Below are 26,296 nucleotides of genomic sequence, written 5' to 3'. Positions count from 1 at the left end.
TTTTACAGGGTCGTGCGGGAATAGATCCCCTGAATACTATAGACAAAAAACGGGGCCAGACGGTTTATCCGCCTGGCCCCGTGCGTGATGGCGCGCAATTAACGCTGTTCGCTTGCGACTATCTCTTCGATGGAATACGGGTGGAATTTGATGGTGACGATGCGGTCGGTCACGGCGAGCGTCGGGTTTGGCAGACGCTCATGTTCGCCCGCCGGCGAGCTGGTTTTCACCGCGATATCCGGGGCCATCAGGCCCTCGTCGCCCAACAGCGCCAGCGCCCGCTGGTTGAGCGTTTCCGGCGCGCCGGGCAGCACGATTTCAATGTGTTCCCAGCCTTCATGCGGATAACGCTTCTCGCCAGGCCACGGCAGCTCAACAATCGTAAAGCGCCACGGGCCGACGCAGACCGGCTCATCCAGCCGGAAGAGACAGATAGGGCGACCATTAATGATGTTTTCGCTCAGTAGCGTTCCACACTGCTCAAACCCTTTACGCCAGCGCTCGGCAGTAGCGTTCTGATGGCAGCGCAGAGAGATGTGGTCAGCGTGCAGGCCGTTAATGTCAAGCGCGAGGCGCGCGGCGAGCGTCTGTAGCGCCGCCTCAAAACGCGGCAGATCCGCGCGAATATCCTGGAGTTCTTCCGGGGTGTGCCAGTGGGTCATCGGCTTTTCTCATACGGGGACAAAGGCGCTAATCTACCCTGTTTGACGCCACGGCTCCAGCGTGCGCCGCCCTGCCCGCCGGTGCTGACGCCGCCATCTAAATACAGTATACTTTTGCCCTCTTTTTTCTTAAGACCGCACGCTGCCGCCTTCGACAGGCAGCGTTATTAACGTAAGGTATCCCGGTGAATATTCAGGCTCTTCTCTCAGAAAAAGTCAGTCAGGCGCTGATTGCCGCAGGTGCGCCTGCGGATTGCGAACCGCAGGTTCGTCAGTCGGCCAGAGCGCAGTTCGGCGACTATCAGGCTAACGGCGTGATGGCTATCGCTAAAAAACTGGGCATGCCGCCGCGACAATTCGCCGAGCAGGCTCTGGCGCAGTTGGATCTCACCGGGATCGCCGTGAAAACTGAAATCGCGGGCCCTGGCTTTATCAATATTTTCCTCGACCCTGCGTTTCTCGCGCAGCACGTTGAGGCGGCTGTCGCCTGCGATCGCGCAGGCGTTGAAAAAGTAGCCGCGCCGCAAACGATCGTGGTGGACTACTCCGCGCCGAACGTTGCCAAAGAGATGCACGTGGGCCACGTTCGCTCCACCATTATCGGCGACGCGTCCGTACGCACCCTGGAATTCCTCGGCCACAACGTTATTCGCGCGAACCACGTCGGCGACTGGGGCACCCAGTTCGGCATGCTCATCGCCTGGCTTGAGAAACAGCAGCAGGAAAACGCGGGCGAGATGGCGCTGTCCGATCTCGAAGGGTTCTACCGCGAAGCGAAAAAGCATTACGACGAAGATGAAGCGTTCGCCGCGCGCGCGCGCAGCTACGTGGTGAAATTACAGGGCGGCGACGAGTACTGCCGTGAGATGTGGCGCAAGCTCGTCGATATCACCATGGCGCAGAACCAGATCACCTATCAGCGTCTCAACGTGACCCTGACGCGCAACGACGTGATGGGCGAAAGCCTCTATAACCCGATGCTCCCCGGCATCGTCGCCGACCTTAAGGCCAAAGGCCTGGCGGTAGAGAGCGAAGGCGCCACCGTCGTGTTCCTCGACGAATACAAAAATAAAGAAGGCGAGCCGATGGGCGTCATCATCCAGAAAAAGGATGGCGGCTACCTCTATACCACGACCGATATCGCCTGTGCGAAATACCGCTACGAAACGCTGCATGCCGACCGCGTGCTTTACTACATCGACTCCCGTCAGCACCAGCATCTGATGCAGGCGTGGACCATCGTGCGTAAAGCGGGTTACGTGCCGGAGTCGGTACCGCTGGAACACCACATGTTCGGCATGATGCTCGGCAAAGACGGCAAACCGTTTAAAACCCGCGCGGGCGGCACCATTAAGCTGTCCGAACTGCTGGACGAAGCGCTGGATCGCGCCCGTCGCCTGGTGGCCGAAAAGAACCCGGATATGCCAGCCGACGAACTGGAGAAACTGGCGAATGCCGTCGGCATCGGCGCGGTGAAATACGCCGATCTCTCCAAGAGCCGCACCACCGATTACATTTTCGACTGGGACAATATGCTGGCCTTTGAAGGCAACACCGCGCCGTATATGCAGTACGCTTATACCCGCGTGCTGTCGGTGTTCCGCAAAGCGGGCGTGGCAGAAAGCGAACTGACCGCGCCGGTCGTGATTCAGGACGACCGCGAAGCGCAGCTCGCCGCGCGCCTGTTGCAATTTGAAGAAACGCTGGGCGTGGTCGCTCGCGACGGCACGCCGCATGTGATGTGCGCTTATCTTTACGATCTGGCGGGTCTGTTCTCCGGCTTCTACGAGCACTGCCCTATCCTGACCGCCGAAACCGACGCGCTGCGCCAGAGCCGCCTGAAGCTGGCGTTGCTGACCGCAAGAACGCTGAAGCTGGGTCTGGATACGCTCGGGATCGAAACCGTCGAACGTATGTAATCGCTTTTCGAGCACCAAAAGGCCCGTCATTGACGGGCCTTTTTTACTGGCATCCGCTTAATATTTTTGCGGCAACTTGCCGATAGTAATCAGTCGGCCACGCTGAATTTCGACATATCCGCCTATCCGCAGCTCCTGAATGACTTTCATTACATAGCTTTTCGATAAATTCGTGGTACTGGTAATATACTGGCTGGCGTTAATATTCATTCGCGTTTCCAGTGGCATTTCGCTAAGCGTAATTAACGATTTCCGTACTAACATATAGGAATCGACAGCATAAAAATGATAATTCTTCCACAGCAGCATGTGATAATAAAAAGAGATAACCAGACTGAGTTCTTTCCATAGCATCTTCTCTTCAATGATGTTGAAAAATTCCGTCCGTTTAATTTTTTTTACCAGACTATCTTCTTTTATTATTAACCGAAAACGCTCAAGCTGGGCGCTATGTAACTCGGGCGAAACACCGATAATATTCGGACGGTGAACTTCAAAAAAAATAAGATTATCCCAATCTCGTGTTAATACAAGGCTGCCGGACACCAGAATATGGATATACTCTTCACTCTGCGTCAGGCATGAACCGCGAGGATACTCTTTAATTGAGCCGTAACTCTGTAGGGCATTAATCAGCGTGTTTATCTGAGCGTCCGGCCGTGGCGGTAAAGGATAGTGGTTCATTTCAATGATCCATCAGGATTAACGGCTTCGCACACCGGCGCAGCCTGGCGGCGACTTCCTGTAAGTCAGCGCGATATGCGAATGCGTTGTGAGTTATGCAATCGCGTAGCCAGACGATAAACGATGCCTTTTTATTCAGCCTATGCCATGACAGACATTAACACGACAAAAAAGCCTCGAGCGAAATGTACCCAGGAACAGCATCCAGAAAGAATATTCTTAGCGCAATGCAAAGAATCACAGGCGTCATAGCAGCGAAATTGCGGGAATTACCGAATTATTGCCTCTGTTAAAATGAATCGACAATAATGGCAGTGCGGCTGGCATTTTAAGGACTGACAACAAAGAAACAAGCGACAATCAATTACTTTTTTGGAAAAATTTAATATTGAAAATACAATAATGGCCGAATAAGTACATTATAAACATCATCAAAGCCATAACAACCAGGCTTGTGTCTAAATAAGCTAATACTGATGATTTAAATGTCTTACTGGTAATGAGGTAAACCGGATGTGAGACGCAGCGTTAAAGGAAACGGTAAACACTGCATGAGGAGAATCAAATGGCCGCCGCGTAACCGGTACGCGGCGGCAGGCCTGTCACAGGAACGTGCGCAAATATTCTGTCAGGCAGAGGATCGCCATTGCCTGGCCATAGGGCATGGACGTTAACGGGATCTGGCGATAGGACTCAAGATCGCTCCCCATGCCTGTGCCAAACGACACCTGCAACAGTTCCCCCTGCGGCGAGACATTCGCCACCACGCCTTTAATGGCTTTCTCCGCGACCGCGGCGTATTCCTTGCCGATATAGCGCTTGCGTACCGCTTTCAGCAGGCCATACGCGAAACCCGCCGTGGCAGAGGCTTCCAGGTAGGAATTCGGATCGTCCAGTAACGTATGCCACAAACCGCTATCATCCTGGCACCTCGCGAGCGCCGCGGCCTGGCTCTCCAGCACCTGAATCAGGTAGCGACGCACCGGGTGGTTTTCCGGCCAGTCCATCAGCTCCAGAAAATCCGGAATAACGATAGTCAGCCAGCTGTTGCCGCGCGCCCAGCGGGCTTTCGCGAAATTATGGTGGCCTTCGTAATTCCAGCCGTGGAACCACAGACCGGTCTCGCGATCCATCAGATTCTGCACATGCAGCAGGAACTGATACACGGCCTCGTCGATATAATCCGGTTTGTTCAGCAGCTTGCCGATTTTCGCGAGCGGCAGCACGGTCATCATCAATGTGTCGTCCCACATCTGCTGATGATTTTCTTCCGCGAGGGTGATGTGCTGCATGCCGCCATAATCAGTGCGCGGCATGTCATACATCGCCCACTCCGCCCAGCTTTCCAGCCACGGCAGCAGCCGGGTGTCGCCCGTCTCCTCGTAGCGGTACGCCAGCGTAAGGAACGGTGCCATGGTATTGACATTTTTAGTGGTGGCGCCTTCGGCGAAACGCCCGGTGAACCAGTCATCAATGACGGCACGCATCCGCGCGTCGCCGGTCTGGCGGTAATAGTGATAAATGCCGTAAAGCCCCACCCCATGCGTCCACTCCCAGCCCGCCCAGCCTTTGGTGTCAATCACACGTCCATCATCCAGGCGCAGCAGGAACTGGCCGGTCTCATCCTTTATGTTAATCAGGTTGTCGGTAATTTTGTGGATCATCGCCTTGAGTTCGTCGCGGGCAATGAAACGCTCGGGCTGACGCAGCAGCGGGCTATGTTTTACAGGCCAGACAATCATTAACTTAACCTCTGTGTAGTATCAAATTCAGGCGTGGTCTCTTTCAGCGCCGGCGCGGCCGGCTTATTGCGATTCAGGTAACCGATATTGTTGTTGCCCCACAGGTTTTCATACGGCATGCCCGCCAGCATCTCGACGGTTGCGCGGTTAACCGGGCTTATGCTCTCCGGCATTACGCGGCCGCTGGCGCGCATTCTGACCGTCTCTTCGCGCAGGATGCTGTGGGTTTTCAGGTTGAGCTTAAAGCGCAGCGAAATCAGGAAGCCGCAGGCCAGCACGATAAGGGTGCCGACGCTAAGAATGGTCAGAATGGTGTGGCTCACCGCCGGCGCCTGCGTGCTCTGGCCGGAAACAAAGCCGGACATCTGCATCACTATCCCCACCAGCATCACCGCGCCCGCCTGCGACGCTTTACGGGTCAGCGTCATAATGCCTGCGAAAATCCCTTCGCGGCGCTGCCCCGTCACGACTTCATCGACATCCGCAATGTAGGTGTAGGTGTTCCACGGCACATAGTTGATGCCGCCGCGCCCAAGCCCGGCCACTGCGGAAATCAACAGCAGCAGCGCGTAGATATCGCTCATGCCGGCGTAATAGAGCAGCGCATAAGAGAGTGAACTCAGACCAAACAGCACGACCACCATGCGGTAGGACGGCGCAGGCCCGAAGCGAATGCACAGCGGGATCATCGCTATCACGGCGATAAACTGGAAAATCGCCATCGTGCCGAGCAGGTTAGAGGCGACCGACGCCTCCTGCATCAGCACAAACACTACGTAGTAGGTAAAGACGGCGTTAAACACGTCCTGGGCGATATAGCCGCCGAGGTACATGCCGAGATGCTGGCGGAAAATCTTAATGCGCAGCGTGGAGGAGAGTTCGACAAACAGGCGGCGCAGGCTCTGGCCGAGCGTCAGATGCTTTTTCTCCTCTTCGGCGCGCAGCGCGGCTTCCGACCACTCCTCGCGCGGGCGCTCCCAGGTGAAGATCCACACCAGCGTCAGCATAAACGCGCACAGGAACGAGAACACCAGGCTCGCGTAGAAAAACGACACCGCGTTATCTTTGCCAAAGTGCGTCAGCAGCACGCCCGGCAGGAATGACGCCAGAATAGCGGACATCTGCGCCATCGAGATACGCGCCCCGGAGAATTTGGTTTTCTGTTTGAAATCGTCGGTCATTTCCGGCACCAGCGTTTCGTAAGGCACCAGGATCATGGTGTAGACCACGTCAAACAGCAGATACGTCAACAGGTAATACCAGAATCCCATATCCCCTACCCACATCAGCGAGTAGCTGAACACGCAGGGGATCCCGAGCAGAATAAAGAACTTACGGCGACCGAACCGGCGACCAAACCAGGTGGTGCCGAAGTTATCGGTCAGAAAGCCCATTAGCGGGCTGACCACGGCGTCGAGTACGCGGGCCGCCGCGAAAATGAAGGTCGCCTCGATGGGCGATAATCCGCAAAATGTGGTGTAGAAGTACAGAAGCCATGCGGCCGTCAGGGCGGTTGTTCCTGCGCCGAGGAAGTCTCCTGACCCATAGGCAAGGTAATTTGCCAGTCCTGGTTTACGCGTTTTCATCGCCGTCACCCTGTGTGTTTTTATCGGGGCCCCGCAAGTCGCGCCGGGCATTTGGGAGCTATCACGGCTAAAGTAAAAGTATGGCGGACGGGAAACCTTTCCTTTTCTGCCACCTGAAACGGAAATCTGGCAAAAATACAAAGAGCGCTGCCACCAGCTTCACTGATTTATAAAACAGCGTTTCGAAGGGTTCAAAGCGAGAGTTCAGAATTGCGAGCCAGCCGCCAAAAAAACGCGGCGGCAGGATGCGTTAACGCGCGCGGCGCGTGATGCGGGAAGGATTAGCGGTAATTCACGATAACCTGACTGCTGCGCACTTGCAGCGCCGGATAGAGCCTACCGCCGCCGGGCACTTCAAAGATAAAGCGCAGCGGCTCGCTGGCGGAAACGTTCATGAACCCGCGGGTGGTGCCGGCCTGATCGTCCACCTGCGCGCAGCGGGTTTGCGAGCAGAGCCTCGCCACAAGCCCAGCGGGCGTCGGGCCAATCAGTTCATAGCGCCACGCCACCACCGTCATCACGCCCGTCGCAGGCGAGTCCGGTGCCAGCACGGGCGACGAGGCCGCCATCCCGCGCTGGCTTAACACCGGGCCCATCGCGCTGGCCTGCCAGGCCCCCTCGCCGGCGGCATTCGCCAGCGAAGAGGTCATCAACAGCGTTGTCAGCCAGAACGCGCGCATCATTTACCTCCGATGCTTGAGGTCATACGGATATTGCGATTGTCAGAGAGCTCAAGGTTCGAGAGCACCACCAGCTGCGGCAGATTGCGGCGCAGGAAGCGCGCCAGTAACGGACGCAGCGCGTGGTTAACCAGCAGCACCGGCGGCGCGCCCAGCATCTCCTGACGCGACAGCGCCTCTTGCGCCTGCTCCAGCAGTCGGTCAGCCAGGCCCGGCTCCAGACCGCCGCCGCCCTGCAGGGCCTGCAGCAGCAGACGCTCCAGCGCGGTATCCAGCCCAATGACCTGCACTTCGTCATTGCCCGGGAACCACTGCTGTGTAATGGCGCGGCCCAGCGCCACACGCACCACCGAGGTGAGCTCGTGCGGGTCGTTCTGGACAGGCGCGTGTTCCGCCAGCGTTTCCAGAATGGTGCGCATATCGCGGATTGGCACCTTCTCGGCGAGCAGGTTTTGCAGCACTTTATGCAGCGTAGTGAGCGTCACCACGCCCGGCACCAGATCTTCAGTCAGTTTCGGCAGCTCTTTGCTGACGCGCTCAAGCAGCTGTTGCGCCTCCTGACGGCCAAACAACTCGGCGGAGTATTGCGCGATCAGGTGGTTGAGATGGGTGGCGACCACAGTACTCGCCTCGACCACCGTAAAGCCCTGAATCTGCGCCTGTTCTTTCAGGGCGCTCTCAATCCAGATAGCGGCCAGGCCAAATGCCGGATCGACCGTCGGCTCGCCCGGCAGAGAGCCTGCGGCAGTGCCGGGGTTAATCGCCAGCCAGCGGCCCGGATAGGCCTCGCCGCTGCCGATTTCCACGCCTTTCATCAGAATGCGGTAGCGGGCCGGCGGCAGATCCATATTGTCGCGGATATGCACTACCGGCGGCAGGAAACCGAGATCCTGCGCGAATTTCTTACGGATACTGCGGATGCGGCCCAGCAGTTCGCCGTCCTGCTGCATATCCACCATCGGGATTAGGCGATAGCCCACTTCCATCCCCAGCGAATCTTCAAGCTGAACGTCGCTCCAGGTCGCTTCCACGGCCTGCGGGTTATCCTGTTGCACCACCGGCGCTGGGGCGGCAGGCGCCTGCTGTTCGCGACCGCGCATCCACCAGGCGAGGCCCAGCAGCGCAGCGGTAAACAGCAGGAACACAAAGTTAGGCATCCCCGGCACCATGCCGAGCAGGCCGAGTACGGCGGCGCTCAGCACCATCACGCGCGGGTTGTTGAACAGCTGGCCGACCATCTGCTCGCCGACGTCCTGATCGGTCGCGACGCGGGTCACGATAACGCCCGCCGCGGTGGAAATCACCAGCGCCGGGATCTGGGCGACCAGACCGTCGCCGATGGTCAGCAGCGTATAGCTTTCCGCCGCGTGGCCAACCGGCATGCCATGCTGCACGACGCCCACCAGCAGGCCGCCGATAATGTTAATCGCCATGATAAGCAGGCCGGCGACGGCGTCACCGCGCACGAACTTACTCGCACCGTCCATTGAGCCGTAGAAATCGGCTTCCTGGGTCACTTCGGTACGACGCTTTTTCGCCTCTTCTTCGCCGATAAGCCCGGCGTTCAGGTCGGCGTCGATAGCCATCTGCTTGCCCGGCATCCCGTCAAGCACAAAGCGCGCGCCGACTTCCGCGATACGCCCGGCACCCTTGGTGATAACCATGAAGTTGATAATGACGAGAATGATAAACACCACGATACCGATGGCGAAGTTCCCGCCCACCAGGAAGTGGCCGAACGCTTCCACCACTTTCCCTGCCGCCCCGGCGCCGGTGTGCCCTTCCAGCAGAATGATACGCGTGGACGCGATGTTCAGCGCCAGACGCAGCAGCGTGGTAAACAGCAGAATGGTCGGGAACGCCGCGAATTCCAGCGTGCGCTGGGTGAACATCGCCACCAGCAACACCATAATGGAAAGCGCGATGTTAAAGGTGAACAGCAGATCCAGGATGAATGCCGGCAGCGGCAGAACCATCATCGACAGGATCAGCAGGATGATAACCGGCCCGGCGAGGATCTGCCATTGGGTCGATTTCAAATTGCCAGGCAGGCGCAGCATTGCCACCAGATTAGCCATCAGTGTCCTTCTCGTTCATAAAATCCAGCGCCTCAGGCACCGGAAGGTTTTCAGGTTTCTTCGGAATCAAACCGCCAGCGAGACGCCAGCGCTTCAGTTGCCATACCCATGCCAGCACTTCCGCCACGGCGGCATAGAGCTGCCCTGGGATCTGCTGGCCAATCTCTGCATGCCGGTATAACGCGCGCGCCAGCGGCGGCGCTTCCAGCATCGGAATGCGATGCTCATTGCCAATTTCACGAATTCGCAGCGCCACAAGCCCTGCGCCTTTGGCCACGACTTTCGGGGCATTCATCTTGTTCTCGTCATACTGCAACGCCACGGAATAGTGGGTCGGGTTATTGACGATAACGTCGGCTTTCGGCACGTCCGCCATCATGCGCCGGCGCGCCGCTTCACGCTGCTGCTGACGAATGCGGCCTTTCACGTGCGGGTCGCCTTCCTGGTTTTTGAACTCGTCGCGGATATCCTGGCGCGACATGCGTAATTTTTTGGTATGGCTGACTATCTGCCAGAACACGTCGAAGCCAACCATCGGCACCAGGCCCATGACAATCAGCACGCAGCACAGCGCCACAAAATTCATGGAGTCGCGCATGGCCGCGATGGGCGACTGGCTGATAAGGCGCATCATGTCCGGCCAGTTGTACCAGAGGAAGACACCGGTCACGACGCCCACAAGCGCCGACTTCATCACGGCTTTCAGCAATTCCGCCAGCGACTGCGATGAAAAAATACGCTTAATGCCGGGCAGCGGGTTTAGCTTATCGAACTTAAACGCCACGGCTTTGGTGTTAAACAGCAGGCCGCCGAGCAGCATCGGGGCGAACAGCGCCACAATCACCACGCCCATAATCAGCGGCACCAGCGCCATCAGCGACTGCTTAATCAAAAAGCTAATCTGGCCGACCACCAGTTTGGGATCGTTAATAATGCTGTGATCGAAATGCAGACCGTGCGCGAGCATCGCCGCGAGCTGGCGCGCTAACAGCGAACCGCCGACCCACAGCACCGCGACGCCGACCAGCAGCATCAGCATAGAGGTCAACTCTCGCGATCGGGGGATCTGCCCTTCCTCACGCGCTTTTTCTAGTCGGTGGGGTGTGGGGGCTTCTGTTTTGTCGTCGCTATCGTCTGACACGATTCGATTCTCACTACATTTTGCCTGTGCCTATCATGCCAAAGGGCGCCCGCGCTAATAGCCGAATTAGCGCTAAGAAATGATGGGGTTTCTGCCGTTAAGTGGAATTCATTGGCTGTCGTGAACGTAAACGTTGCAGCGCTTTTGCGTGCCGCCTCGTGGAATAAAGATATATCCCTGAAAGGCTTAGCCTCACTTGCCCTGCTCTGGTAGCGTAACCGAACACACACAGGAAAAGAGGTTTTTATGGATATGCAGTGGGAAAGGCTGCTCAACAGCGCGCGCCGCAAGGATAAATATAAAGAAACGCCCGCACAAAAAGCGCCATCCGTTACCGACATCACACCGCCCATCAGTACGGGTCGTCAGGAGCTGGAGCGCGATTACGACCGCATTCTGTTTGCCGCGCCCACGCGTCGCCTCGCCGATAAAACACAGGTGTTTCCGCTCGACCGCAACGACAGCGTGCGTACCCGACTGACGCACTCTCATGAAGTCGCAAACTTTGCCCGCGGCATCGGCGTACGCCTCGCCTTTGAGATGAAGCCTGCTATCTTCGGCGCATTGCCCGAAAGCCTGTGCGTCGAGCGTGACGTCCCCGCCCTGCTCGCGGCGATTGGGCTCGCGCACGACTTAGGCAATCCGCCGTTTGGACACCAGGGCGAAGCGTCCATGCGCACCTGGTTTGCGCGTAACCTGACGCCGTTAATCGAAAAAGCCACAAAGACAGAACTTCCCAACCCTGCAATTTTCAACGACTTTCTCGAATTCGATGGCAACTCGCAGACGTTTCGCCTGTTGACAAAGCTGCAAATCATCAATGATGAATTCGGGCTGAACCTGACTTACGCCACTCTCGCCGCCTTAATTAAATATCCGCGTTCGTCCTGTACGAATACCGCGCGCCACTGGAAGAAGCACGGGTTTTTCTGGTCTGAGCGGGAAGTTGTAGAAGAGGTCTGGCAGGAAACAGGTTTACGCGCAGGCGTTCGTCATCCGTTTACCTGGCTGATGGAAGCCTGCGATGACATCGCCTATTCCGTCTTGGATGCTGAAGACACCGTTAAAAAAGGCCTGGCGTCCTATCACGATCTGATGAATTTTCTGCGCTGCTGGGAATCGCATAGCGTGAACGCGAACGATAACGCAGCCCCCCTGATCGCCGAGGTTATTAAGAGTACGCAAGAGAAGAACGAAAGCTATCGCCATAAGCTCAAAGAGCTCTCCCCAGCTGAGCTTAATGACCTGAATATGCAAATGTTTCGGGTAAACGCCACCAGCGCGCTTATCAACAGCGTCGTGCAAGCCTTCGCCCAGCATATAGAGACGTTAATGCGCTACGATTGCCTGTGGACTGATCTCATCGGCCAGAGCAGCGGGGCGCAACTCTGTAAAGCGCTAAAAGAATTCGATCGTACTCGTGGCTATCGTCATCGCAGCGTGCTGGAACTGGAACTGCGCGGCTCAAACCATATTCAGGGCGTTATGGATATGCTGTGGGTCGGTATTCACGGCCATAAAACCCGCGCGGAGCAAGACCGCGAAAAGAGACTTCAACGAACAGACGTCACGTTTTCCGGTCGTGCGTCGTATGACTCCGATACGCCTTTTGGCCGTTTTGCTTATGGACGGATCTCGGAAAACTATCGCCGCGTCTTTGAAGACCCGAACAACACCCTGCCGGTGCTTTATAAAGAAGCACAGCTGCTGGCGGATGCTGTCTCTGGCATGACGGATAGTTATTTGATGGACCTTCACGATGAGCTAAAATCGCTCTATGAATACCAATATCGCTTACAGGCGCGACCTGCTTAAGCGTCGCATTGAAGCCTATTTTAAATCCTGCGACGAGCGCATTGCCGCGAGAGAGATGATGATGCGTCTCGCGGCGCATTCGCACGCCTGGATTTTTGGCGGCATGATCCGGGATATTGGGCTCTATGGGACAAAAGGCTTCACCTCTGACATTGATGTTGTTATCAACACAACCCGTGATGCCCTGCTCGCAGAGTTACAACGTCTGGCGATTGATGATTACTGCCTGAATAAATATGGCGGCGTGCGCTTTCGGTATCAGAATATCGATTTTGATATCTGGTGCCTTGCGGATACCTGGGCGTTTCGTGAGAACCTCATCCCGCTTGAGAGCGAGCAGAGCTTGCTTAAAACCACGTTAATGTCATGGGATGCTGTGCTGTACGGATTACATAACCGCACACTGAGCAGTCCCGATAACTATCTGGATGAGTTGCAACAGCGGCGCCTCGAGCTGGTACTGGGCCATACCCCTAATGAAACCGGCGCACTGGTGAAGATTTTGCGCACCATTTATGGCAAGCAGGTAGGTACAATCGGCCCGCGTCTGGGTGCTTATCTGCAGGAACAGCTGGCGCATTACCACGATGACACGCTGCTGCGCTATGAACACGCCCATTACGCACGCCTCGCCCTTAACGGACTGCGGCTCGAAAAGCTGCGTCAGCGGCTAACGTCTTTTGAGGCGCAGGCCGATCTCACGCTCGATTTCCAGATGCCGCAACAACAGCTGACGCTCGCCCTGCAGGTAAAATAAAACCGCCGCCCATCAGGCGGCGGTTTTGACTCAGAACCCCAGGCTGTCGAGCAGGTCGTCGACCTGATCCTGGCTTGCCACAACGCCTGCGGCGGTGGCGTCCAGCTGCGGGCCATTGAGCAGGCTGTCGTTCGGGCGCTTGGCGCGCGCGTTCGGCTCCGGCATGTTCTCCAGCAGCACCATCAGAAGCTGGCGCTCAATTTCCTGGATAACATCCATCATGCGCTTGATAACCTGACCGGTCAGATCCTGGAAATCCTGCGCCATCATGATTTCCAGAAGCTGGGCGTTGGTGAAGCTGGTGTGCTCCGGAACGCCTGCCAGATACTGGCGGGTGTCCGTCACAAGCTCACGCGCGTCGCTCAGTTCGATCGGGTTTTCAAACCACTCGTCCCAGCGACCGCTCAGCGCTTTCGCGTCGCTTTCCAGTTTGTTCTGGTGAGGCTGCGAGGCCTCGACGCAGTTCAGGGCGCGTTCGGCGGCCTGCGCTGTCATCTGCACCACATAGTCCAGACGGTCGCGCGCGTCCGGAATAGCTTCCGCCGCTTCCGCAATCGCCTGATCAAGCCCCAGCTCGCGCAGGCTGTCACGCAGCATGCGGGTAAGACTGCCGATACGGACAATAATGTCGCCAGTAGAATGCTCGTCAGTCGGTTTTATCGATGCCGTCATCTGCCTGTCCTCACATGCCGAGTTTTTCGAAAATCTTGCTCAGTTTCTCTTCCAGGGTCGCCGCCGTGAACGGTTTCACCACGTAGCCGCTGGCGCCTGCCTGCGCTGCCGCGATGATGTTCTCTTTCTTGGCTTCCGCTGTCACCATCAGCACCGGCATAGAGGCCATAGCGCCGTCGGCGCGGATGGTTTTGAGCAGTTCAAGGCCATCCATGTTAGGCATGTTCCAGTCAGAAATTACAAAACCGAAACCGCCGGTCTGGAGTTTGTTGAGAGCATCCACACCATCTTCCGCTTCTTCTACGTTGTTGAAACCCAGCTCTTTGAGCAGGTTACGTACAATGCGGCGCATGGTGGAGAAGTCATCCACTACCAGAAACTTGAGATCTTTATCCGCCATAAAAACTGTACTCCTCGTTAAATACGTATTGCCTGTCCGGCACTGATTTTCGCCAGCATCTGCTGGCTGACCTGGCTTAGATCGACGACTTCGCTGACGCCACCCATGTTGATGGCCTCACGCGGCATGCCGAACACCACACAACTCGCTTCGTTTTGGGCGATGGTCCAGGCGCCCGCCTGGTGCATCGCCAGCATTCCCGCCGCGCCATCGTTGCCCATCCCGGTGAGGATCACGCCCACCGCGTTGCGCCCCGCATGTTTGGCTACGGAGTGAAACAACACATCCACGGCCGGACGGTGCCGGTTCACCGGCGGTCCGTCGTGGATCTTAATCTGATAGTTCGCGCCGCTGCGCGCGAGCTCCATATGCTTATCGCCCGGAGCGATATAGGCATGGCCCGGCAGCACGCGTTCGCCGTCTTCGGCTTCTTTCACGCTAATCTGGCACAGCTTGTTCAGACGCTCGGCGAATGAACGGGTAAAGCCAGGCGGCATGTGCTGAGTAATCAGCACCGCCGGGCTTGAGAGCGGCAGCGGCTGGAGCACATGGCGAATCGCTTCGGTGCCGCCCGTGGAGGCGCCGATGGCGATCAGTTTTTCCGAGCTCAGCAGCGGGCCCGCTTTCAGCGTTTTCGGCACCGCGTCCGGCAGACGGGCGGAGATGCGCGCGCGTGAAGCGGTACGGACTTTATCGGCAATCAGTTCGCTGTAAGCCAGCATGCCTTCGCGAATACCGAGCTGCGGCTTGGTGACGAAATCCACGGCGCCGAGCTCCAGCGCGCGCAGGGTCACTTCCGAGCCTTTGCCCGTGAGCGACGAGACCATCACCACCGGCATCGGACGCAGGCGCATCAGTTTTTCCAGGAAATCGAGGCCATCCATACGCGGCATCTCGACATCCAGCGTTAACACGTCCGGATTGAACTGCTTAATCAGATCGCGGGCCACCAGGGGGTCCGGCGCTGTCGCCACCATCTCCATATCGCTGTGGCTGTTGATAATTTCGGTCATGATCTGACGCATCAGCGCCGAATCATCTACTGACAACACTCTGATTTTACTCATTCTTTTTCCTTACTCAGGGCGTACACCGTCTGACCGCGCAGCGAGAAATCCCGGCTGAGGTTACTGAAGTTTTCCGAGTGGCCCGCGAAAAGCAGGCCGCCGGGCTTCAGCAGCGGAACAAAGCGTTTGAGGATCTCCTGCTGTGTTTCTTTATCGAAATAAATCATCACGTTGCGGCAGAAAATCGCGTCAAATGGCCCCGGTACGTTGTACTGCTTATCAAGCAGGTTCAGCGAGGCGAACTCAATCTGATTCGCCAGTTCGTTACGCACGCGCACCAGCCCCTGATGAGGGCCTGTTCCGCGCATGAAATAGCGTTGCATCTGCTGCGGTGAGAGGGTTTTTAACTCCTCCTGGCGGTAGATGCCGCTTTGCGCCTTTTGCAGCACTTCGGTGTCGATATCCGTGCCAAAGACTTTCCAGCGGCCCGGCGCGGTGCCAAGCGTATCCGCGAGCGTAATGGCGATGGAGTAAGGCTCCTCGCCGGTCGACGCCGCGGCGCTCCAGACGCGATAATCGCCGGTACGCTTGCGGGCGTGTTCCGCCAGCACCGGGAAGTGGTGCGCTTCGCGGAAAAACGCCGTCAGGTTGGTGGTCAGCGAGTTAATAAACGCCTGCCACTCGGCGCTGTTGGCGTTCGCTTCCAGCATGCTGAGATAGCGTCCGAAATCATCCAGGCCAAGCGTGCGCAGACGACGAACCAGACGGTTGTAGACCATATCCCGCTTATGTTCGGCCAGCACAATTCCCGCGCGCTGGTAAATCAATTGACATATCCGACGGAAATGCGTGTCGGACAGCGCGAGGCGCTGTGTCATCTGTACTAATAATGACGTTTGCCCAGCAGGCATGGATGATGTCATAGCGCCTTCTTCTTCACAGTCAGGGGGTTCCTGGCACCACCCAGGGTGGTGCGGCCATCTTGTTACGCTCGTGTGAGTCGTGTTCAAGGTTTAAGACTGAATCTCTTTTTTCATCCGCCGCGCCATCGTGCGGGCGGCTGACCCTATTCATTGTCGCGCAGGCGCTGTATCGCACGTTCCACGTGCGGGCGACCTGCGCCATCCCGACCACACTCCCTGTCGGTATGACCATTCTGTGCAACATCCTTGCTTCCTTAGCCGGTCATAAGCCGGACTTTGTTCAGAACGTTTCCCAGTTGTCTTGCCCGGCGGCGGCAGGTTTGCTCGCCGTATAGCTCGCGTCTGTCGGCGTCGCGCGCGGGGCGACTGGCGCCGGTCGCGCACTGGCGCGGGCATGCGCGAGGCGGAAAGCGGCGACTGCCTGCGACAGGCGGCTGGCCTGATCTTCCAGCGCGCTGGCGGCCGCAGCGGACTGCTGCACCAGCGAGGCGTTCTGCTGCGTTACGCGATCCATCTCGGAGACCGCCAGCGCCACCTGATCAATGCCGCGGCTCTGCTCGTCGGAGGCGGAGGCGATTTCGCCCATGATGTCGGTCACGCGGGTGACAGCCCCGACAATCTCCTGCATCGTTTCACCGGCGCTTTCCACCAGCACGGAGCCGGAGTCGACGCGGGAGACAGAATCTTCAATCAGCGCTTTAATCTCTTTGGCTGCCTGGGCGCTGCGGCTTGCGAGGTTGCGCACTTCGCCTGCCACGACCGCGAAGCCGCGGCCCTGCTCCCCTGCCCGCGCGGCTTCCACCGCGGCGTTCAGCGCCAGAATGTTGGTCTGGAAGGCGATGCCGTCGATAACGCTGGTAATGTCTGAAATCTTTTTCGAACTGGCGGCGATGTCGTGCATCGTGTTCACCACGCCATCCACCACTTTGCCGCCGCGCTGGGCGGTTTCCGACGCGCTCAGCGCCAGTTGCGATGCCTGACGGGCGTTCTCCGCGTTCTGCTTCACGGTCGCGGTCAGCTCTTCCATGCTGGCGGCGGTCTGCTCCAGCGCCGACGCCTGCTCTTCGGTGCGCGACGAGAGATCGGTATTGCCCGCGGCGATTTCGCTGGTGCCGCTGTAAATCGCGTCGGTGCCTTCGCGCACGCTGCTGACCGTCTGGATCAGCGCCTGCTGCATATGCTGGACGCTTGCGGACAGCTCGGTCATCTCGTTACGGCCTGAGACCGTAATGTTTTCGGTCAGGTTGCCGCCCGCTATCTCGCGGATATGGTGGATAACCCCCGCAAGCGGCGTCAGCAGGATATGGCGAATGCCGTACCACACCAGCGCGATAACCAGTACCAGAAGCACAGCCAGAATGGCGGTCTGCCACTGGGCCAGGCGGAAATCGCTGCGGCTGTCATCCCACGCCTGCTGCGCCAGACGCACGTTAACGTCGTCGTAGCGCGTCACCGCTTTTTCCAGCGCGTTCTGTTTGCCTTGCGTGGCCTGCGCGAAGTAGGCATCCATGTTGCCGGTTTCCAGGTACTGCACCAGTTCGCTCAGCGCCTGGTAGTAATCGCGATAGCTTTTCTCAACGTCGCCGACGGCCGCGTTAATTTCCGGCACGTCCACCGTGACGCCTTTGAAGGCGTTGAAGCGCGTATCCGCCTCGCCCAGCACTTTTTTCGCCGTGTTGAGCAGATCGGTTTTCGCGCTGCTCTGCTGGTTGTTTGCATCCATCATCATGCGCGCCGCGGAGCGGCTTAAGTTGATGCGGGTTTGCAGCAGCAAATTCCACGACTGGTTAAGCTGCGCCTGTTGCAGACGCAACTGGTGCGACGCGGCGAAACTTTGCTGGTTGTCATTCAGTGACGAGAAAAACAGCCCACCGGAAATGAGTTGCAGCAGTGCGAACACCACCAGCACCATCATCAGCAGTGAGACAACGCGGATACGATTCAACATGCGACACCTTCCTTCTGGTTCCTGAAGGGGTTATCGGCATGGCCTGGGGGAACTTTATCGTTGTGTTAAGGAAATTTGCCTTAGTCGGCGGGGGCGTCAGAAGGCGACGTCCACTACCAGCGTATCGGTATAACTCCCGGCGGGCGGCGTATTTTGCGTGGCAAGAATTCGCGCCGTGTATTGGTAGGATCGCAGCAGACCGTCGGTGCTGACCTGCGAGGCGCTATCGCTTGACCAGCGTTCGGCCCCGCTGACGCCCCAGCGGTTGGCGGTGCTGCCTTTATAAATCTCATAGCTGAGCCGGTTCGCGCCGCTCGCCATATTGCGCACGCTGCCCACGGCGTTGTTGCCATTGTTGATGCCGACGGTGTACGTGCTGCCTTTGGTGCAGGTAATGGCGATGGTTTGCGAGACGGGCGCGAAATCTTTAACCAGCGGCGCGCTGGCAAAATTCAGGTTCGGCGCGCTGATCGTGCTGCAATCATTGGTGACGGTGAGCGTCACCAGACTGGTAAAGGTTGACGTGCCGTTCTGCGGCGTCAGGCAGACCGCGACGCCCACCGCGCAAATGCTGTAGTTGACGCTGAAGCTGAGCGTCACCTGGTAGGCCCCCGCCGCGACGTTTTGCCCCTGTAGCGTGCGGATGTAGACAGGGAAAGTGTAGCGCTTGCTGGTGAGAAGGTTCAGCAGCGACTGGCCGCTCCAGCGGTAGCTGCCGTTTACCGTAAGCTCGCTGCCGGACGGACAGCCGCTCTGGGCGCAGACCTGCAAAGGGATGCGGTCAGTCGCGTCACCGCTGCGCCCAAGCGTGGCGCGGGTGCCGGAGGTGGTCGTGGCGCCGGTGAGCGTCAGGTTGACAAAGTCATTGTTCAGAATGTTGAGCACCGAGTCGCAGTCTACCGTCAGCGTCGCCGTGGTGGTCTGCACGGTGCTGTTGATAACAAAGGATGTCTGGTTGCCGTAAGCGGCGTTCGTGCCGCTGACGCGACAGGCCGCCAGCGCCGGCAGGCTTGAGAGCAACAGAACAACGACCAGCAGCAGACGAGTCATGGCGCAACCTCGCGACAAATAAGCGGACCATAGGTTTCCAGGCGATGCGTGCGGGCGCCCCCGACCGTCAGGGTCACGCTGCACGTTTTGCCGTCCGGTTTAACGACGCGCAGCAGATTAACCTCACCAATATCTTCGAGCCACGCGATGCCGTCGTAGCCCACCACAGCGGTAGCCCGGTCGGCGCGCTGTACCTGGCTTGCGACCGGCAGCGGCTCGCCGTTTTCATCATGCAGGATGACGCTCGCCACCCGCTCCTGCTCCATCGGGAAGGTCACCAGATAGCCGCTGTTGCGCCGCAGCGCGAGGCGCCGTTCGGTCTCGCGAATGCGGGTATCTGCCGGGAGGTTAAGCGCGTCGATGCTGTAGGTCGCCGGGTAGTACGACGTCACCCCGCTCACCAGCAGATAACCGTCTTCGTCGGTCTCGCCTATCGGCTGGTTTTCAAAGTTTACCGTCACGCCCGGTTGCCCCTGCGTGCTGACCACGGCGAAGGCGTCGTTGATCTGATTCGCGGCGAACAGCGAACCATCCAGCGTCACCAGCGAGCCGGTTGCCTCGCCCCAGCGGGTGAAGTTTTTGGTCTGCCCGTAGATCCCGCCCTGCATCTCGACATGATTATTGCGCCAGCCGAGCGTCGCCTGCTGATAGTTGTCGTCGCGCGACTGGTTCGCCCAGGCCAGGTTCCAGCTAAAGCCGCCGTCGCTCGGCATGGCGCGGCTGTAGTTGACGCGCTGCGTGGTGCCGCTCTCCGGCGTGGTTTCGGCGCTGAGCGCGACCGAGCTCTGCTCGCCAAGCGGAATTTGCAGCGAGAGCGCGAAGGTCCAGTCACGGTCTTCATAGTCGTGGCTGGCGGCGAGGTAGAGGCTGCTGTTCCATAGCGTTTTGTTCCAGGAGAGGTTCAGCAGCCGGGTATGGTCGCGGTTGAACGACTGCACGTCCAGCCACGCCGCGCCGACGCTACCCGCCGCGCCCATATTGAGCGTCAGCGCATATTGCGTGGTTTCGCGGCTTAAGGTGACGATAGGCTGCTGATACTGATCGTAGCGTACGGGTTGATCGTAGAGCGCCAGGTTGCCGAAACCGCGCGTGCGGCGAGTTTGCTGCGTCGAAAGGCTAAAGCCCGCCGTATTGTACTGATAGCCCCAGTTCCACTGCTGCCCGCTGTTGTCGCGCATGTTGCTCCAGCTGCCCGCGCCGTTTATCACGCCAAAACGCCCGAGTTTAACCAGCGACCCGACGCCGCCGAGCGTCAGTTTTTCCGCCGCCTCGCCGTGGGTTTCCAGCGTCCAGAAATCAGTTACGCCGTAGCGCCAGGAGCCGCTCGCCGCCGCCGGGCCGTAATCGAAATTTGTCACGCCGTAGTTGCGACGCAGCGCGCCCGCGCTGAACGAGCCGTCGCTTAAGCCAGGCTTCAGCAGCTCGCTTGCCACATAAAACGGCAGCGTGGTGGAGACCTGGCGGCCCAGGGCGTCGGTGGTGGCCAGCACGGCGTCGCCGGAGCCGTTGATATAAGGCAGATTGGTGAGCGTGAACGGGCCTGGCGCAAGCTCGGTGGAGCCGGAGCGGTAGCCGTTGATGAACACATCGACAGTTGAAGGCACCGCCGCCTCGCCGGAAAAAGCGGGCAGCGGATACGTAATGAGATCGGGACGCAGCGAGAAGTCGCGGCCCACGGTGATACCCCCCATGCGCACGCTGTTGCTCCAGCTCAGGCTGTCGCTTATCACATCGCCCAGCGACCAGCTCCAGGCGTTATCGTCGTTAGTGCGGTTAAACGTAGTGTCGTAGCGCATATAGCCTTCATCCTGACCCGGATAGCCGCGAAACACTTCGCGCAATGCCCCGGTGGACGAGAGCGAACCGGCGTTGCCGAACAGGCGCATCTCGTGCCACAGCGAGGCCTGGCGCAGGCCGTTATTGGTGTCGCTGGTGTAAAAATCGTAATTCAGCACCGCGCCGTTGCTGGCGCGCGGACGCACCCGGCGCTCCTGCTCGCCCAGCGCCACGGTATGCGACGGCACCCAGTCGGTGGGCACCGTCAGCAACAGCCGCTGTCCGACGCTGTCATAGCGGCTTTTGACCTGCGGGAGCGACGCGACATTCACATCGCCCGGCGGAATTTTATCGCCCGGCAGCCCGGCGCGTTGCAGATCCGCCGATGAGACCCACATCGCGCCGTCACGCCGCGTCACCGGCACGACCAGCCCGGTATCGTAATAGTTGACCACCAGCGAAAGATGGAACACCGCCTGGCGGTCGATGGCCTGCGCGTCCGGGGGCGGCGGCAGCGCGTCGTCGCCCTCCAGAGCGCTAACGGCGGGAGAGACGACGCAAAGCAGGCTGATTAGCACCCCCCGACCGCTTACCGGGCGGCGGCTTGCCATTTCGCCTCACGGGCATTAACGGAGGCGCTAAGCTGGGTCGGCTGCGGCATGCCTGCGGGCAGCGGGAATACGCGCGTCTGGCCGGGCAGCACATAGCCCAGCAATCCTTCCGCCAGCGTGCGCCGCTGGCCACCCTGCTGTATCGTCACTTTGCTGATGCGGGCGTGGATCTGGTCGCGGTTGGTGATTTCAATGGCCGGCTGGCCATTATCCCTGACCACCCGCCACGACAGATTCTCTGGCTGCAAAAACGCGTGATGCGCGCCCGCGCGCTGGGTGGCGACGCCCTGCCCGTAGGCGAAGAGCGGAATCGAATAGCGCATTTGCAGTTTCAGCCCCAGCTGCGGTTTGCCAGGCTCGGTGGGCTGAGGAATTTCATCCACCACGATGCGATACGCCTGCTCGACGCCCGCCGGGATTGCGGCCTGACGAATCAGGCGGATGAGCTGTTTCTTATTGCCGTCGATGCGCACGATAGGCGGGCTTGCCACCACATCCTGCTGTTGCTGGTAACGCTCGTTGCCGCCTTCCTGACGCCAGCGCACGATGCGCACCTGCATCGTCATTGGCGTGGCACCCTGATTCTGTATCCACAATTCCGCTGCGTTGTCGTCCGGCGCGAGGTAAGGATCGATGGGCCAGATAAGCATATTGCCGGCCGCCCAGGCGCTGCCTGTCATCAGCCAAAACGCGGCGGCCAGTCCGGACCGCCTGAGAGACGTTGCGAGATGCATCGTGTCTGCTCTCCCTGTATCACCATGATAATGTCACCGTAAGCCTGTCGGTGTAGGCTCCGGCGGGGCTGAAGCCCGTAAGCTGCGCTGCGCCAAAAATCGGCAGCGAAATGTTATTGCTGTTGCTGTAGGCGATGGAAACCGCCTGATTGACGCCGATTTCACTCGCCGCATTCAGCGAGCTTGACGTGTAAAGCCGATACGGCACCCGTTCGGTGCCGCCGCCGCGCACCAGATTACGCACCGAGGAGCCGTAGTTCTGCCCGCCGTCGATGCTCATGCTGAGCGCCACGCCTGGCGTGCAGGCGAGGAGCAGTGAAGAGGACGGGACAAAACTTGTGCTGACGCGCGCGCTTTCCACGCCGCTGCGGGTGCCGAAGTTCAGCGTGCCAAATGTGCCGCCGCTGCCGGTCGTTACGGAGCACCCGGCGGCGATGGTCGCGCTGACCTGAAACGACTGTGTCGTGATAGCGTGCGCCGCGCCGCTAAGGGCAAGCGTCAAACCGATCGCACTCCATTGAATTCGCCGCACAGCGCTCTCCAGGGGCAGCCGCGCCCGGCTGCCCGTCATCCTCATGCCCGCCCTGCTGGCGCTTAGTAGGTCACGCTGACGTTAATCGTGTCGGTATAGGTGCCCGGCACCACGGTCACGCTGTTGCCGCCGCCCTGGATACGGCCGTAGATGGTGTAGTTATCCACCCCGCCAGTGGTAGAGGCGACCGGAATGGCGGTGTTATTGGCGATAACGTTCTGGAAGGCGCTGTCGCTGTAGAGGCTGTAGGCCACGCCCTGCCCGGTATTGGTAGTGTTAATGAGATAACGGCCTGGTGTGCCTGGCGTGCCGACAATGGTGCCCGGCGCCTGGTTGGTGCTGCCCGTGATCTGAACGGTGTATTCCGGCGTGGTGCACTGGATGGAGAAGGTGTTGCCGCCGCCCGCGCCCGTAAGCTGAGTGGTCAATGTGGAGAAGGTCGCCGGACTGGTCCCGAAGTTCAGGGTACCGAAGTTGATCCCATTCTGGCTCGGGGAGCCGTTAATCAGGCAACCATTAGTCAGCGTTAAGGTTGCCCCGATAGTCCCGCTGCTGGTGACCGCGTGGCTGGCTGGCGCGGTCACCATCATGCCGGCACCGAAAATAGCAGCAATAAGACGTGTTTTCATCGTGTTTATCCTCAAACTCAGAACGGAATCGACGCGTTGCCTGGCCGGGATGGCGGCCTGCTCATGGAACGCAGCACGTCAGACGAGACGCTAAACTGAAATTTAGTTTATGTTTCAAAACATCACAAAAGTTGTTAAACGTGTCGGTGATGAACCGTGAGAAGGGATAAAAACGATTTATTATCAAATGCTTAAAAAGATATCGCGGACTTAAAATGTAAATAGCAAATGATATATTACCCATTATGTGATCTACATCACGCCGCGGACGGGCGTAAACCGCGAAATGCCCCCCCGGTGGCGGGCATATAACAGGCAGCCCGGCCCTGGGTTTGCGTTCAGCCGGATGATAGAAAGCAAAAAAAGGGGCGCTTTCGCGCCCCGTGCCACTGCTTTTCTTGTTGTCACGCCACGCGGGCGGTTGCGCTGTCAATCAGTTCCATTTCTTCACTGTTGAGCAGCTTCTCAATGTGTACCAGAATCAGCATACGTTCGCCAATAGCGCCGAGGCCGGTCAGGTATTCTGTGGAGAGCGTCACAGCGAATTCCGGCGCCGGGCGAATCTGATCGGCGGTGAGGGACAGCACGTCAGACACGCCGTCCACCACAATACCCACCACACGCTGGCCGAAGTTCAGTACGATAACCACGGTGTTTTCGTTATATTCCACATCGCCCTGCTCAAACTTCACGCGCAGGTCAACGATAGGCACGATCACGCCGCGCAGGTTAGTGACGCCTTTGATGAAAGACGGCGTGTTCGCTATGCGGGTTACCTGATCGTAACCGCGAATTTCCTGCACTTTGAGAATATCGATACCATATTCTTCGTCGCCCAGGGTGAATACCAGGAACTCCTGGCCAGACGGCTCGCCGGCCAGTTTAGTGACGTTGCTCATACCGGTCATATTACTTACCTTTTCTACGATAGTGGCTTCAGGCGGCGGTCTGCGCCATACGTTGCTCACGGTTTAAACTTTGCAGCGCGGATACATCGACAATCAGCGCCACGCTACCATCGCCCAGAATCGTGGCGGCCGAAATACCCGGCACCTTGCGATAGTTACTCTCAAGGTTTTTCACCACCACCTGGTGCTGGCCAATCAGCTGATCGACCAGCAGTGCATAACGGCGACCGGCGCTTTGCAGGATAACGACAATGCCCTGCGTCGCTTCGGTTTTGGCCCCTTGCACATCAAAGACTTTCCACAACTCCACCAGCGGCAGATATTCGCCACGCACTTCCAGTACGCGCTCGCCGCCTGCCAGCGGATGCAGATCTTCTTCACGCGGTTGCAGCGATTCCATTACCGCGTTCAACGGCAGAATAAAGACTTCTTCGTTTACCTTAACCGACATGCCGTCGAGGATCGCCAGCGTCAGCGGCAGCAGGATACGGATAGTCGTGCCCTGGCCCTGACGGGAGGCGATTTCCACATGGCCGCCCATCTCCTGAATATTACGTTTCACCACGTCCATGCCGACGCCGCGACCAGACACATCGGTCACCTGTTCGGCCGTGGAGAAGCCCGGGGCGAAAATGAGCATGCCCACTTCGTCATCGGTCATGCTTTCGCTGACGGCCATGCCCTGCGACATCGCTTTGGCAAGGATACGCTCGCGGTTAAGGCCCGCGCCGTCGTCGGTCACTTCGATACAGATGTTGCCGCCCTGATGCTCTGCGGAGAGGATCAGGTTGCCCACCGGGGATTTCCCTGCGGCGTCACGTTTTTCCGGCGATTCGATCCCGTGGTCGAGGCTGTTACGCACAAGGTGCGTTAACGGGTCGATAATGCGTTCGATAAGGCTCTTGTCGAGTTCCGTGGAACTGCCCTGCAACGTCAGTTCCACCTGCTTGCCGAGTTTGCTCGCCAGGTCGCGCACCAGACGCGGGAAGCGGCTAAAGACATATTCCATCGGCATCATACGGATGGACATGACCGATTCCTGCAGATCGCGGGCGTTACGTTGTAACTGACTCATGCTGGTGATCAGGTCGCCGTGAGTGACCGGATCAAGCTCGTTGGAGCGCTGCTGAAGCATCGACTGAGTGATAACCAACTCGCCAACGAGGTTGATGAGCTGGTCGACTTTCTCAACCGCCACGCGAATACTGGTGTTTTCTTTTTCACGGGCCGGTTTGTTCTGCTCGGCGCGCGGGGCGCTGGCGGCAGGCGCTTTGGCGACCGGCGCGGCGACCGGTGCCGTCGGCGCAGGCGTAGCCTGAACCACTGGCTCTGCCGGGGCGGCAGGCGCAGGCTCGGCGGCCGGCAGCGGCAGGAATTCAATCTGGTCGATTTCGATGACGAAGCAGAGCACCGCGGTGATGTCATCCGCGCTGGCGCTGGTTTCGAGCGTCGCTATCAGGTGATCGTCCGCTTTCTCAATCTGGCTTAAGGTGCCGAGGTTGCCGAGTTCCTCCTGCAACAGTTCGGTCTCATTGCCTTTGAGTTTGCCAAGTTTGATGCGCAGCTTGCCGCCATCCGTGGTTGCGGCCGGTGCTGGGGCTGCGGTTTCTGTTTCGACAACAGAGAGTTTCGCCGCGGCCGCAGGCGCTTCGCCTTTGGCCTCGAGCGCCAGCTGACGCAGTGCCTGACAGATATATTCAAAGCTGGCTGCGTCCGGCTCCTGAGAGCTTTTATAAGCGTCAAGCTGTTCCTGCATAATATCTTTGGTTTCCAAAAACAGGTTGATGATGTCGGTGTTAAGTTGCATTTCACCCCGACGTGCTTCATCCAGCAGGTTTTCCATCAGATGGGTGGTTTCCTGCAGGATGGTGAAGCCAAAGGTCCCCGCTCCGCCCTTAATGGAGTGCGCGGCGCGGAATATGGCATTTAGCTGTTCGGCATCCGGCGCTTCGGGCACCAGATCGAGCAAATGCTGCTCCATGTCGGCCAACAGTTCGTCGGCCTCATCGAAAAATGTCTGATAAAAATCGCTAATATCCATA

At 58.5% G+C, this 26,296-nt stretch carries 22 protein-coding genes; 3 read left to right on the top strand and 19 right to left on the bottom strand.

Features of this window, described 5'->3' with window-relative positions; all coding sequences use genetic code 11:
- Nucleotides 1–98: 98 nt before the first annotated feature.
- Nucleotides 99–662, bottom strand: coding sequence for a VOC family protein (locus BJP61_RS09165; protein WP_171998179.1), 564 nt, complete (start codon nt 660–662; stop codon nt 99–101).
- 185 nt (nt 663–847) lie between these two features.
- Between BJP61_RS09165 and argS the strand changes: the two genes are divergently transcribed.
- Nucleotides 848–2,581 carry an arginine--tRNA ligase gene (gene argS / locus BJP61_RS09160; protein ID WP_038862300.1) on the top strand — a complete coding sequence of 578 codons (1,734 nt, stop codon included), beginning with the start codon at nt 848–850 and terminating at the stop codon, nt 2,579–2,581.
- A 57-nt stretch (nt 2,582–2,638) separates the two neighbouring features.
- Here the strand turns inward: argS and BJP61_RS09155 are convergent, their stop codons facing one another.
- The 6 genes from BJP61_RS09155 to flhB form a co-directional block, all read right to left on the bottom strand.
- A complete protein-coding gene (locus BJP61_RS09155) occupies nt 2,639–3,265 on the bottom strand; it encodes a helix-turn-helix domain-containing protein (protein ID WP_038862299.1) in 627 nt (208 codons plus the stop codon).
- Nucleotides 3,266–3,867: 602 nt separating this feature from the next.
- Nucleotides 3,868–5,007: a glycoside hydrolase family 88 protein gene (locus BJP61_RS09150; RefSeq protein WP_171998178.1), complete on the bottom strand. Its 1,140-nt coding sequence runs from the start codon at nt 5,005–5,007 to the stop codon at nt 3,868–3,870.
- Nucleotides 5,007–6,593, bottom strand: a complete 1,587-nt coding sequence (locus BJP61_RS09145) for an MFS transporter (protein WP_171998177.1) — start codon at nt 6,591–6,593, stop codon at nt 5,007–5,009. Before BJP61_RS09145 ends, BJP61_RS09150 begins: the two co-directional genes overlap by 1 nt.
- 281 nt (nt 6,594–6,874) lie before the next feature.
- Nucleotides 6,875–7,273: a flagellar protein FlhE gene (locus BJP61_RS09140; protein WP_171999287.1), complete on the bottom strand. Its 399-nt coding sequence runs from the start codon at nt 7,271–7,273 to the stop codon at nt 6,875–6,877.
- Nucleotides 7,273–9,351 (bottom strand): flagellar biosynthesis protein FlhA, encoded by a 2,079-nt coding sequence (gene flhA / locus BJP61_RS09135; protein WP_038862291.1) that lies wholly within the window; start codon nt 9,349–9,351, stop codon nt 7,273–7,275. Before flhA ends, BJP61_RS09140 begins: the two co-directional genes overlap by 1 nt.
- Nucleotides 9,344–10,492 carry a flagellar biosynthesis protein FlhB gene (gene flhB, locus BJP61_RS09130; protein WP_071603660.1) on the bottom strand — a complete coding sequence of 383 codons (1,149 nt, stop codon included), beginning with the start codon at nt 10,490–10,492 and terminating at the stop codon, nt 9,344–9,346. Before flhB ends, flhA begins: the two co-directional genes overlap by 8 nt.
- Before the next feature lie 246 nt (nt 10,493–10,738).
- Between flhB and dgt the strand changes: the two genes are divergently transcribed.
- Together dgt and BJP61_RS09120 are read left to right on the top strand one after the other, a co-directional pair.
- Nucleotides 10,739–12,307 (top strand): dGTP triphosphohydrolase, encoded by a 1,569-nt coding sequence (dgt, locus tag BJP61_RS09125; RefSeq protein WP_255485519.1) that lies wholly within the window; start codon nt 10,739–10,741, stop codon nt 12,305–12,307.
- A complete protein-coding gene (locus BJP61_RS09120; protein WP_171998176.1) occupies nt 12,270–13,064 on the top strand; it encodes a hypothetical protein in 795 nt (264 codons plus the stop codon). The genes dgt and BJP61_RS09120 overlap by 38 nt, the downstream gene beginning before the upstream one ends.
- Nucleotides 13,065–13,094: 30 nt before the next feature.
- Here the strand turns inward: BJP61_RS09120 and cheZ are convergent, their stop codons facing one another.
- The 12 genes from cheZ to cheA form a co-directional block, all read right to left on the bottom strand.
- On the bottom strand, nt 13,095–13,736 hold the full coding sequence (gene cheZ, locus BJP61_RS09115) for a protein phosphatase CheZ (RefSeq protein WP_038862288.1): 642 nt from the start codon (nt 13,734–13,736) through the stop codon (nt 13,095–13,097).
- Between the two features lie 10 nt (nt 13,737–13,746).
- Nucleotides 13,747–14,136: a chemotaxis response regulator CheY gene (gene cheY, locus BJP61_RS09110; RefSeq protein WP_004388326.1), complete on the bottom strand. Its 390-nt coding sequence runs from the start codon at nt 14,134–14,136 to the stop codon at nt 13,747–13,749.
- Between the two features lie 17 nt (nt 14,137–14,153).
- Nucleotides 14,154–15,203 (bottom strand): chemotaxis response regulator protein-glutamate methylesterase, encoded by a 1,050-nt coding sequence (locus BJP61_RS09105; RefSeq protein WP_004388325.1) that lies wholly within the window; start codon nt 15,201–15,203, stop codon nt 14,154–14,156.
- Nucleotides 15,200–16,066, bottom strand: a complete 867-nt coding sequence (gene cheR / locus BJP61_RS09100) for a protein-glutamate O-methyltransferase CheR (RefSeq protein WP_038862286.1) — start codon at nt 16,064–16,066, stop codon at nt 15,200–15,202. Before cheR ends, BJP61_RS09105 begins: the two co-directional genes overlap by 4 nt.
- A 280-nt stretch (nt 16,067–16,346) precedes the next feature.
- Nucleotides 16,347–18,014 (bottom strand): methyl-accepting chemotaxis protein II, encoded by a 1,668-nt coding sequence (tar, locus tag BJP61_RS09095; RefSeq protein WP_075192477.1) that lies wholly within the window; start codon nt 18,012–18,014, stop codon nt 16,347–16,349.
- Between the two features lie 96 nt (nt 18,015–18,110).
- On the bottom strand, nt 18,111–19,064 hold the full coding sequence (locus BJP61_RS09090) for a spore coat U domain-containing protein (RefSeq protein WP_075192476.1): 954 nt from the start codon (nt 19,062–19,064) through the stop codon (nt 18,111–18,113).
- A complete protein-coding gene (locus tag BJP61_RS09085; protein ID WP_171998175.1) occupies nt 19,061–21,451 on the bottom strand; it encodes a fimbria/pilus outer membrane usher protein in 2,391 nt (796 codons plus the stop codon). Before BJP61_RS09085 ends, BJP61_RS09090 begins: the two co-directional genes overlap by 4 nt.
- On the bottom strand, nt 21,430–22,185 hold the full coding sequence (locus BJP61_RS09080; protein ID WP_075192474.1) for a molecular chaperone: 756 nt from the start codon (nt 22,183–22,185) through the stop codon (nt 21,430–21,432). Before BJP61_RS09080 ends, BJP61_RS09085 begins: the two co-directional genes overlap by 22 nt.
- A 19-nt stretch (nt 22,186–22,204) precedes the next feature.
- Complete coding sequence (locus tag BJP61_RS09075; RefSeq protein WP_217703617.1) at nt 22,205–22,756, bottom strand: spore coat U domain-containing protein; 552 nt, start codon at nt 22,754–22,756, stop codon at nt 22,205–22,207.
- 23 nt (nt 22,757–22,779) lie between these two features.
- Nucleotides 22,780–23,346 carry a spore coat protein U domain-containing protein gene (locus BJP61_RS09070; protein WP_038862278.1) on the bottom strand — a complete coding sequence of 189 codons (567 nt, stop codon included), beginning with the start codon at nt 23,344–23,346 and terminating at the stop codon, nt 22,780–22,782.
- Nucleotides 23,347–23,750: 404 nt separating this feature from the next.
- The gene (gene cheW, locus BJP61_RS09065; protein WP_007719446.1) at nt 23,751–24,254 is read right to left on the bottom strand and encodes a chemotaxis protein CheW; all 504 of its coding nucleotides are present in this window, start codon (nt 24,252–24,254) and stop codon (nt 23,751–23,753) included.
- Between the two features lie 28 nt (nt 24,255–24,282).
- Nucleotides 24,283–26,295: a chemotaxis protein CheA gene (gene cheA / locus BJP61_RS09060; RefSeq protein WP_171999284.1), complete on the bottom strand. Its 2,013-nt coding sequence runs from the start codon at nt 26,293–26,295 to the stop codon at nt 24,283–24,285.
- Between the last annotated feature and the right edge of the window lies 1 nt (nt 26,296).

It is taken from the genome of Cronobacter sp. JZ38, from assembly GCF_008932145.1.
Classification (GTDB): Bacteria; Pseudomonadota; Gammaproteobacteria; order Enterobacterales; family Enterobacteriaceae; genus Cronobacter; species Cronobacter muytjensii.
Note: the sequence above shows the minus strand (reverse complement) of the source record. Positions and strands in the feature narration are given on the sequence as shown.

Coding starts and splice junctions, on each gene's coding strand:
- BJP61_RS09165 (WP_171998179.1), bottom strand. CDS start 662: ATGACCCACTGGCACACCCCGGAAGAACTCCAGGATATTCGCGCGGAT.
- BJP61_RS09155 (WP_038862299.1), bottom strand. CDS start 3,265: ATGAACCACTATCCTTTACCGCCACGGCCGGACGCTCAGATAAACACG.
- BJP61_RS09150 (WP_171998178.1), bottom strand. CDS start 5,007: ATGATTGTCTGGCCTGTAAAACATAGCCCGCTGCTGCGTCAGCCCGAG.
- BJP61_RS09145 (WP_171998177.1), bottom strand. CDS start 6,593: ATGAAAACGCGTAAACCAGGACTGGCAAATTACCTTGCCTATGGGTCA.
- BJP61_RS09140 (WP_171999287.1), bottom strand. CDS start 7,273: ATGCGCGCGTTCTGGCTGACAACGCTGTTGATGACCTCTTCGCTGGCG.
- flhA (WP_038862291.1), bottom strand. CDS start 9,351: ATGGCTAATCTGGTGGCAATGCTGCGCCTGCCTGGCAATTTGAAATCG.
- dgt (WP_255485519.1), top strand. CDS start 10,739: ATGGATATGCAGTGGGAAAGGCTGCTCAACAGCGCGCGCCGCAAGGAT.
- BJP61_RS09120 (WP_171998176.1), top strand. CDS start 12,270: ATGAATACCAATATCGCTTACAGGCGCGACCTGCTTAAGCGTCGCATT.
- cheZ (WP_038862288.1), bottom strand. CDS start 13,736: ATGACGGCATCGATAAAACCGACTGACGAGCATTCTACTGGCGACATT.
- cheY (WP_004388326.1), bottom strand. CDS start 14,136: ATGGCGGATAAAGATCTCAAGTTTCTGGTAGTGGATGACTTCTCCACC.
- BJP61_RS09105 (WP_004388325.1), bottom strand. CDS start 15,203: ATGAGTAAAATCAGAGTGTTGTCAGTAGATGATTCGGCGCTGATGCGT.
- cheR (WP_038862286.1), bottom strand. CDS start 16,066: ATGACATCATCCATGCCTGCTGGGCAAACGTCATTATTAGTACAGATG.
- tar (WP_075192477.1), bottom strand. CDS start 18,014: ATGTTGAATCGTATCCGCGTTGTCTCACTGCTGATGATGGTGCTGGTG.
- BJP61_RS09090 (WP_075192476.1), bottom strand. CDS start 19,064: ATGACTCGTCTGCTGCTGGTCGTTGTTCTGTTGCTCTCAAGCCTGCCG.
- BJP61_RS09085 (WP_171998175.1), bottom strand. CDS start 21,451: ATGGCAAGCCGCCGCCCGGTAAGCGGTCGGGGGGTGCTAATCAGCCTG.
- BJP61_RS09080 (WP_075192474.1), bottom strand. CDS start 22,185: ATGCATCTCGCAACGTCTCTCAGGCGGTCCGGACTGGCCGCCGCGTTT.
- BJP61_RS09075 (WP_217703617.1), bottom strand. CDS start 22,756: ATGACGGGCAGCCGGGCGCGGCTGCCCCTGGAGAGCGCTGTGCGGCGA.
- BJP61_RS09070 (WP_038862278.1), bottom strand. CDS start 23,346: ATGAAAACACGTCTTATTGCTGCTATTTTCGGTGCCGGCATGATGGTG.
- cheW (WP_007719446.1), bottom strand. CDS start 24,254: ATGACCGGTATGAGCAACGTCACTAAACTGGCCGGCGAGCCGTCTGGC.
- cheA (WP_171999284.1), bottom strand. CDS start 26,295: ATGGATATTAGCGATTTTTATCAGACATTTTTCGATGAGGCCGACGAA.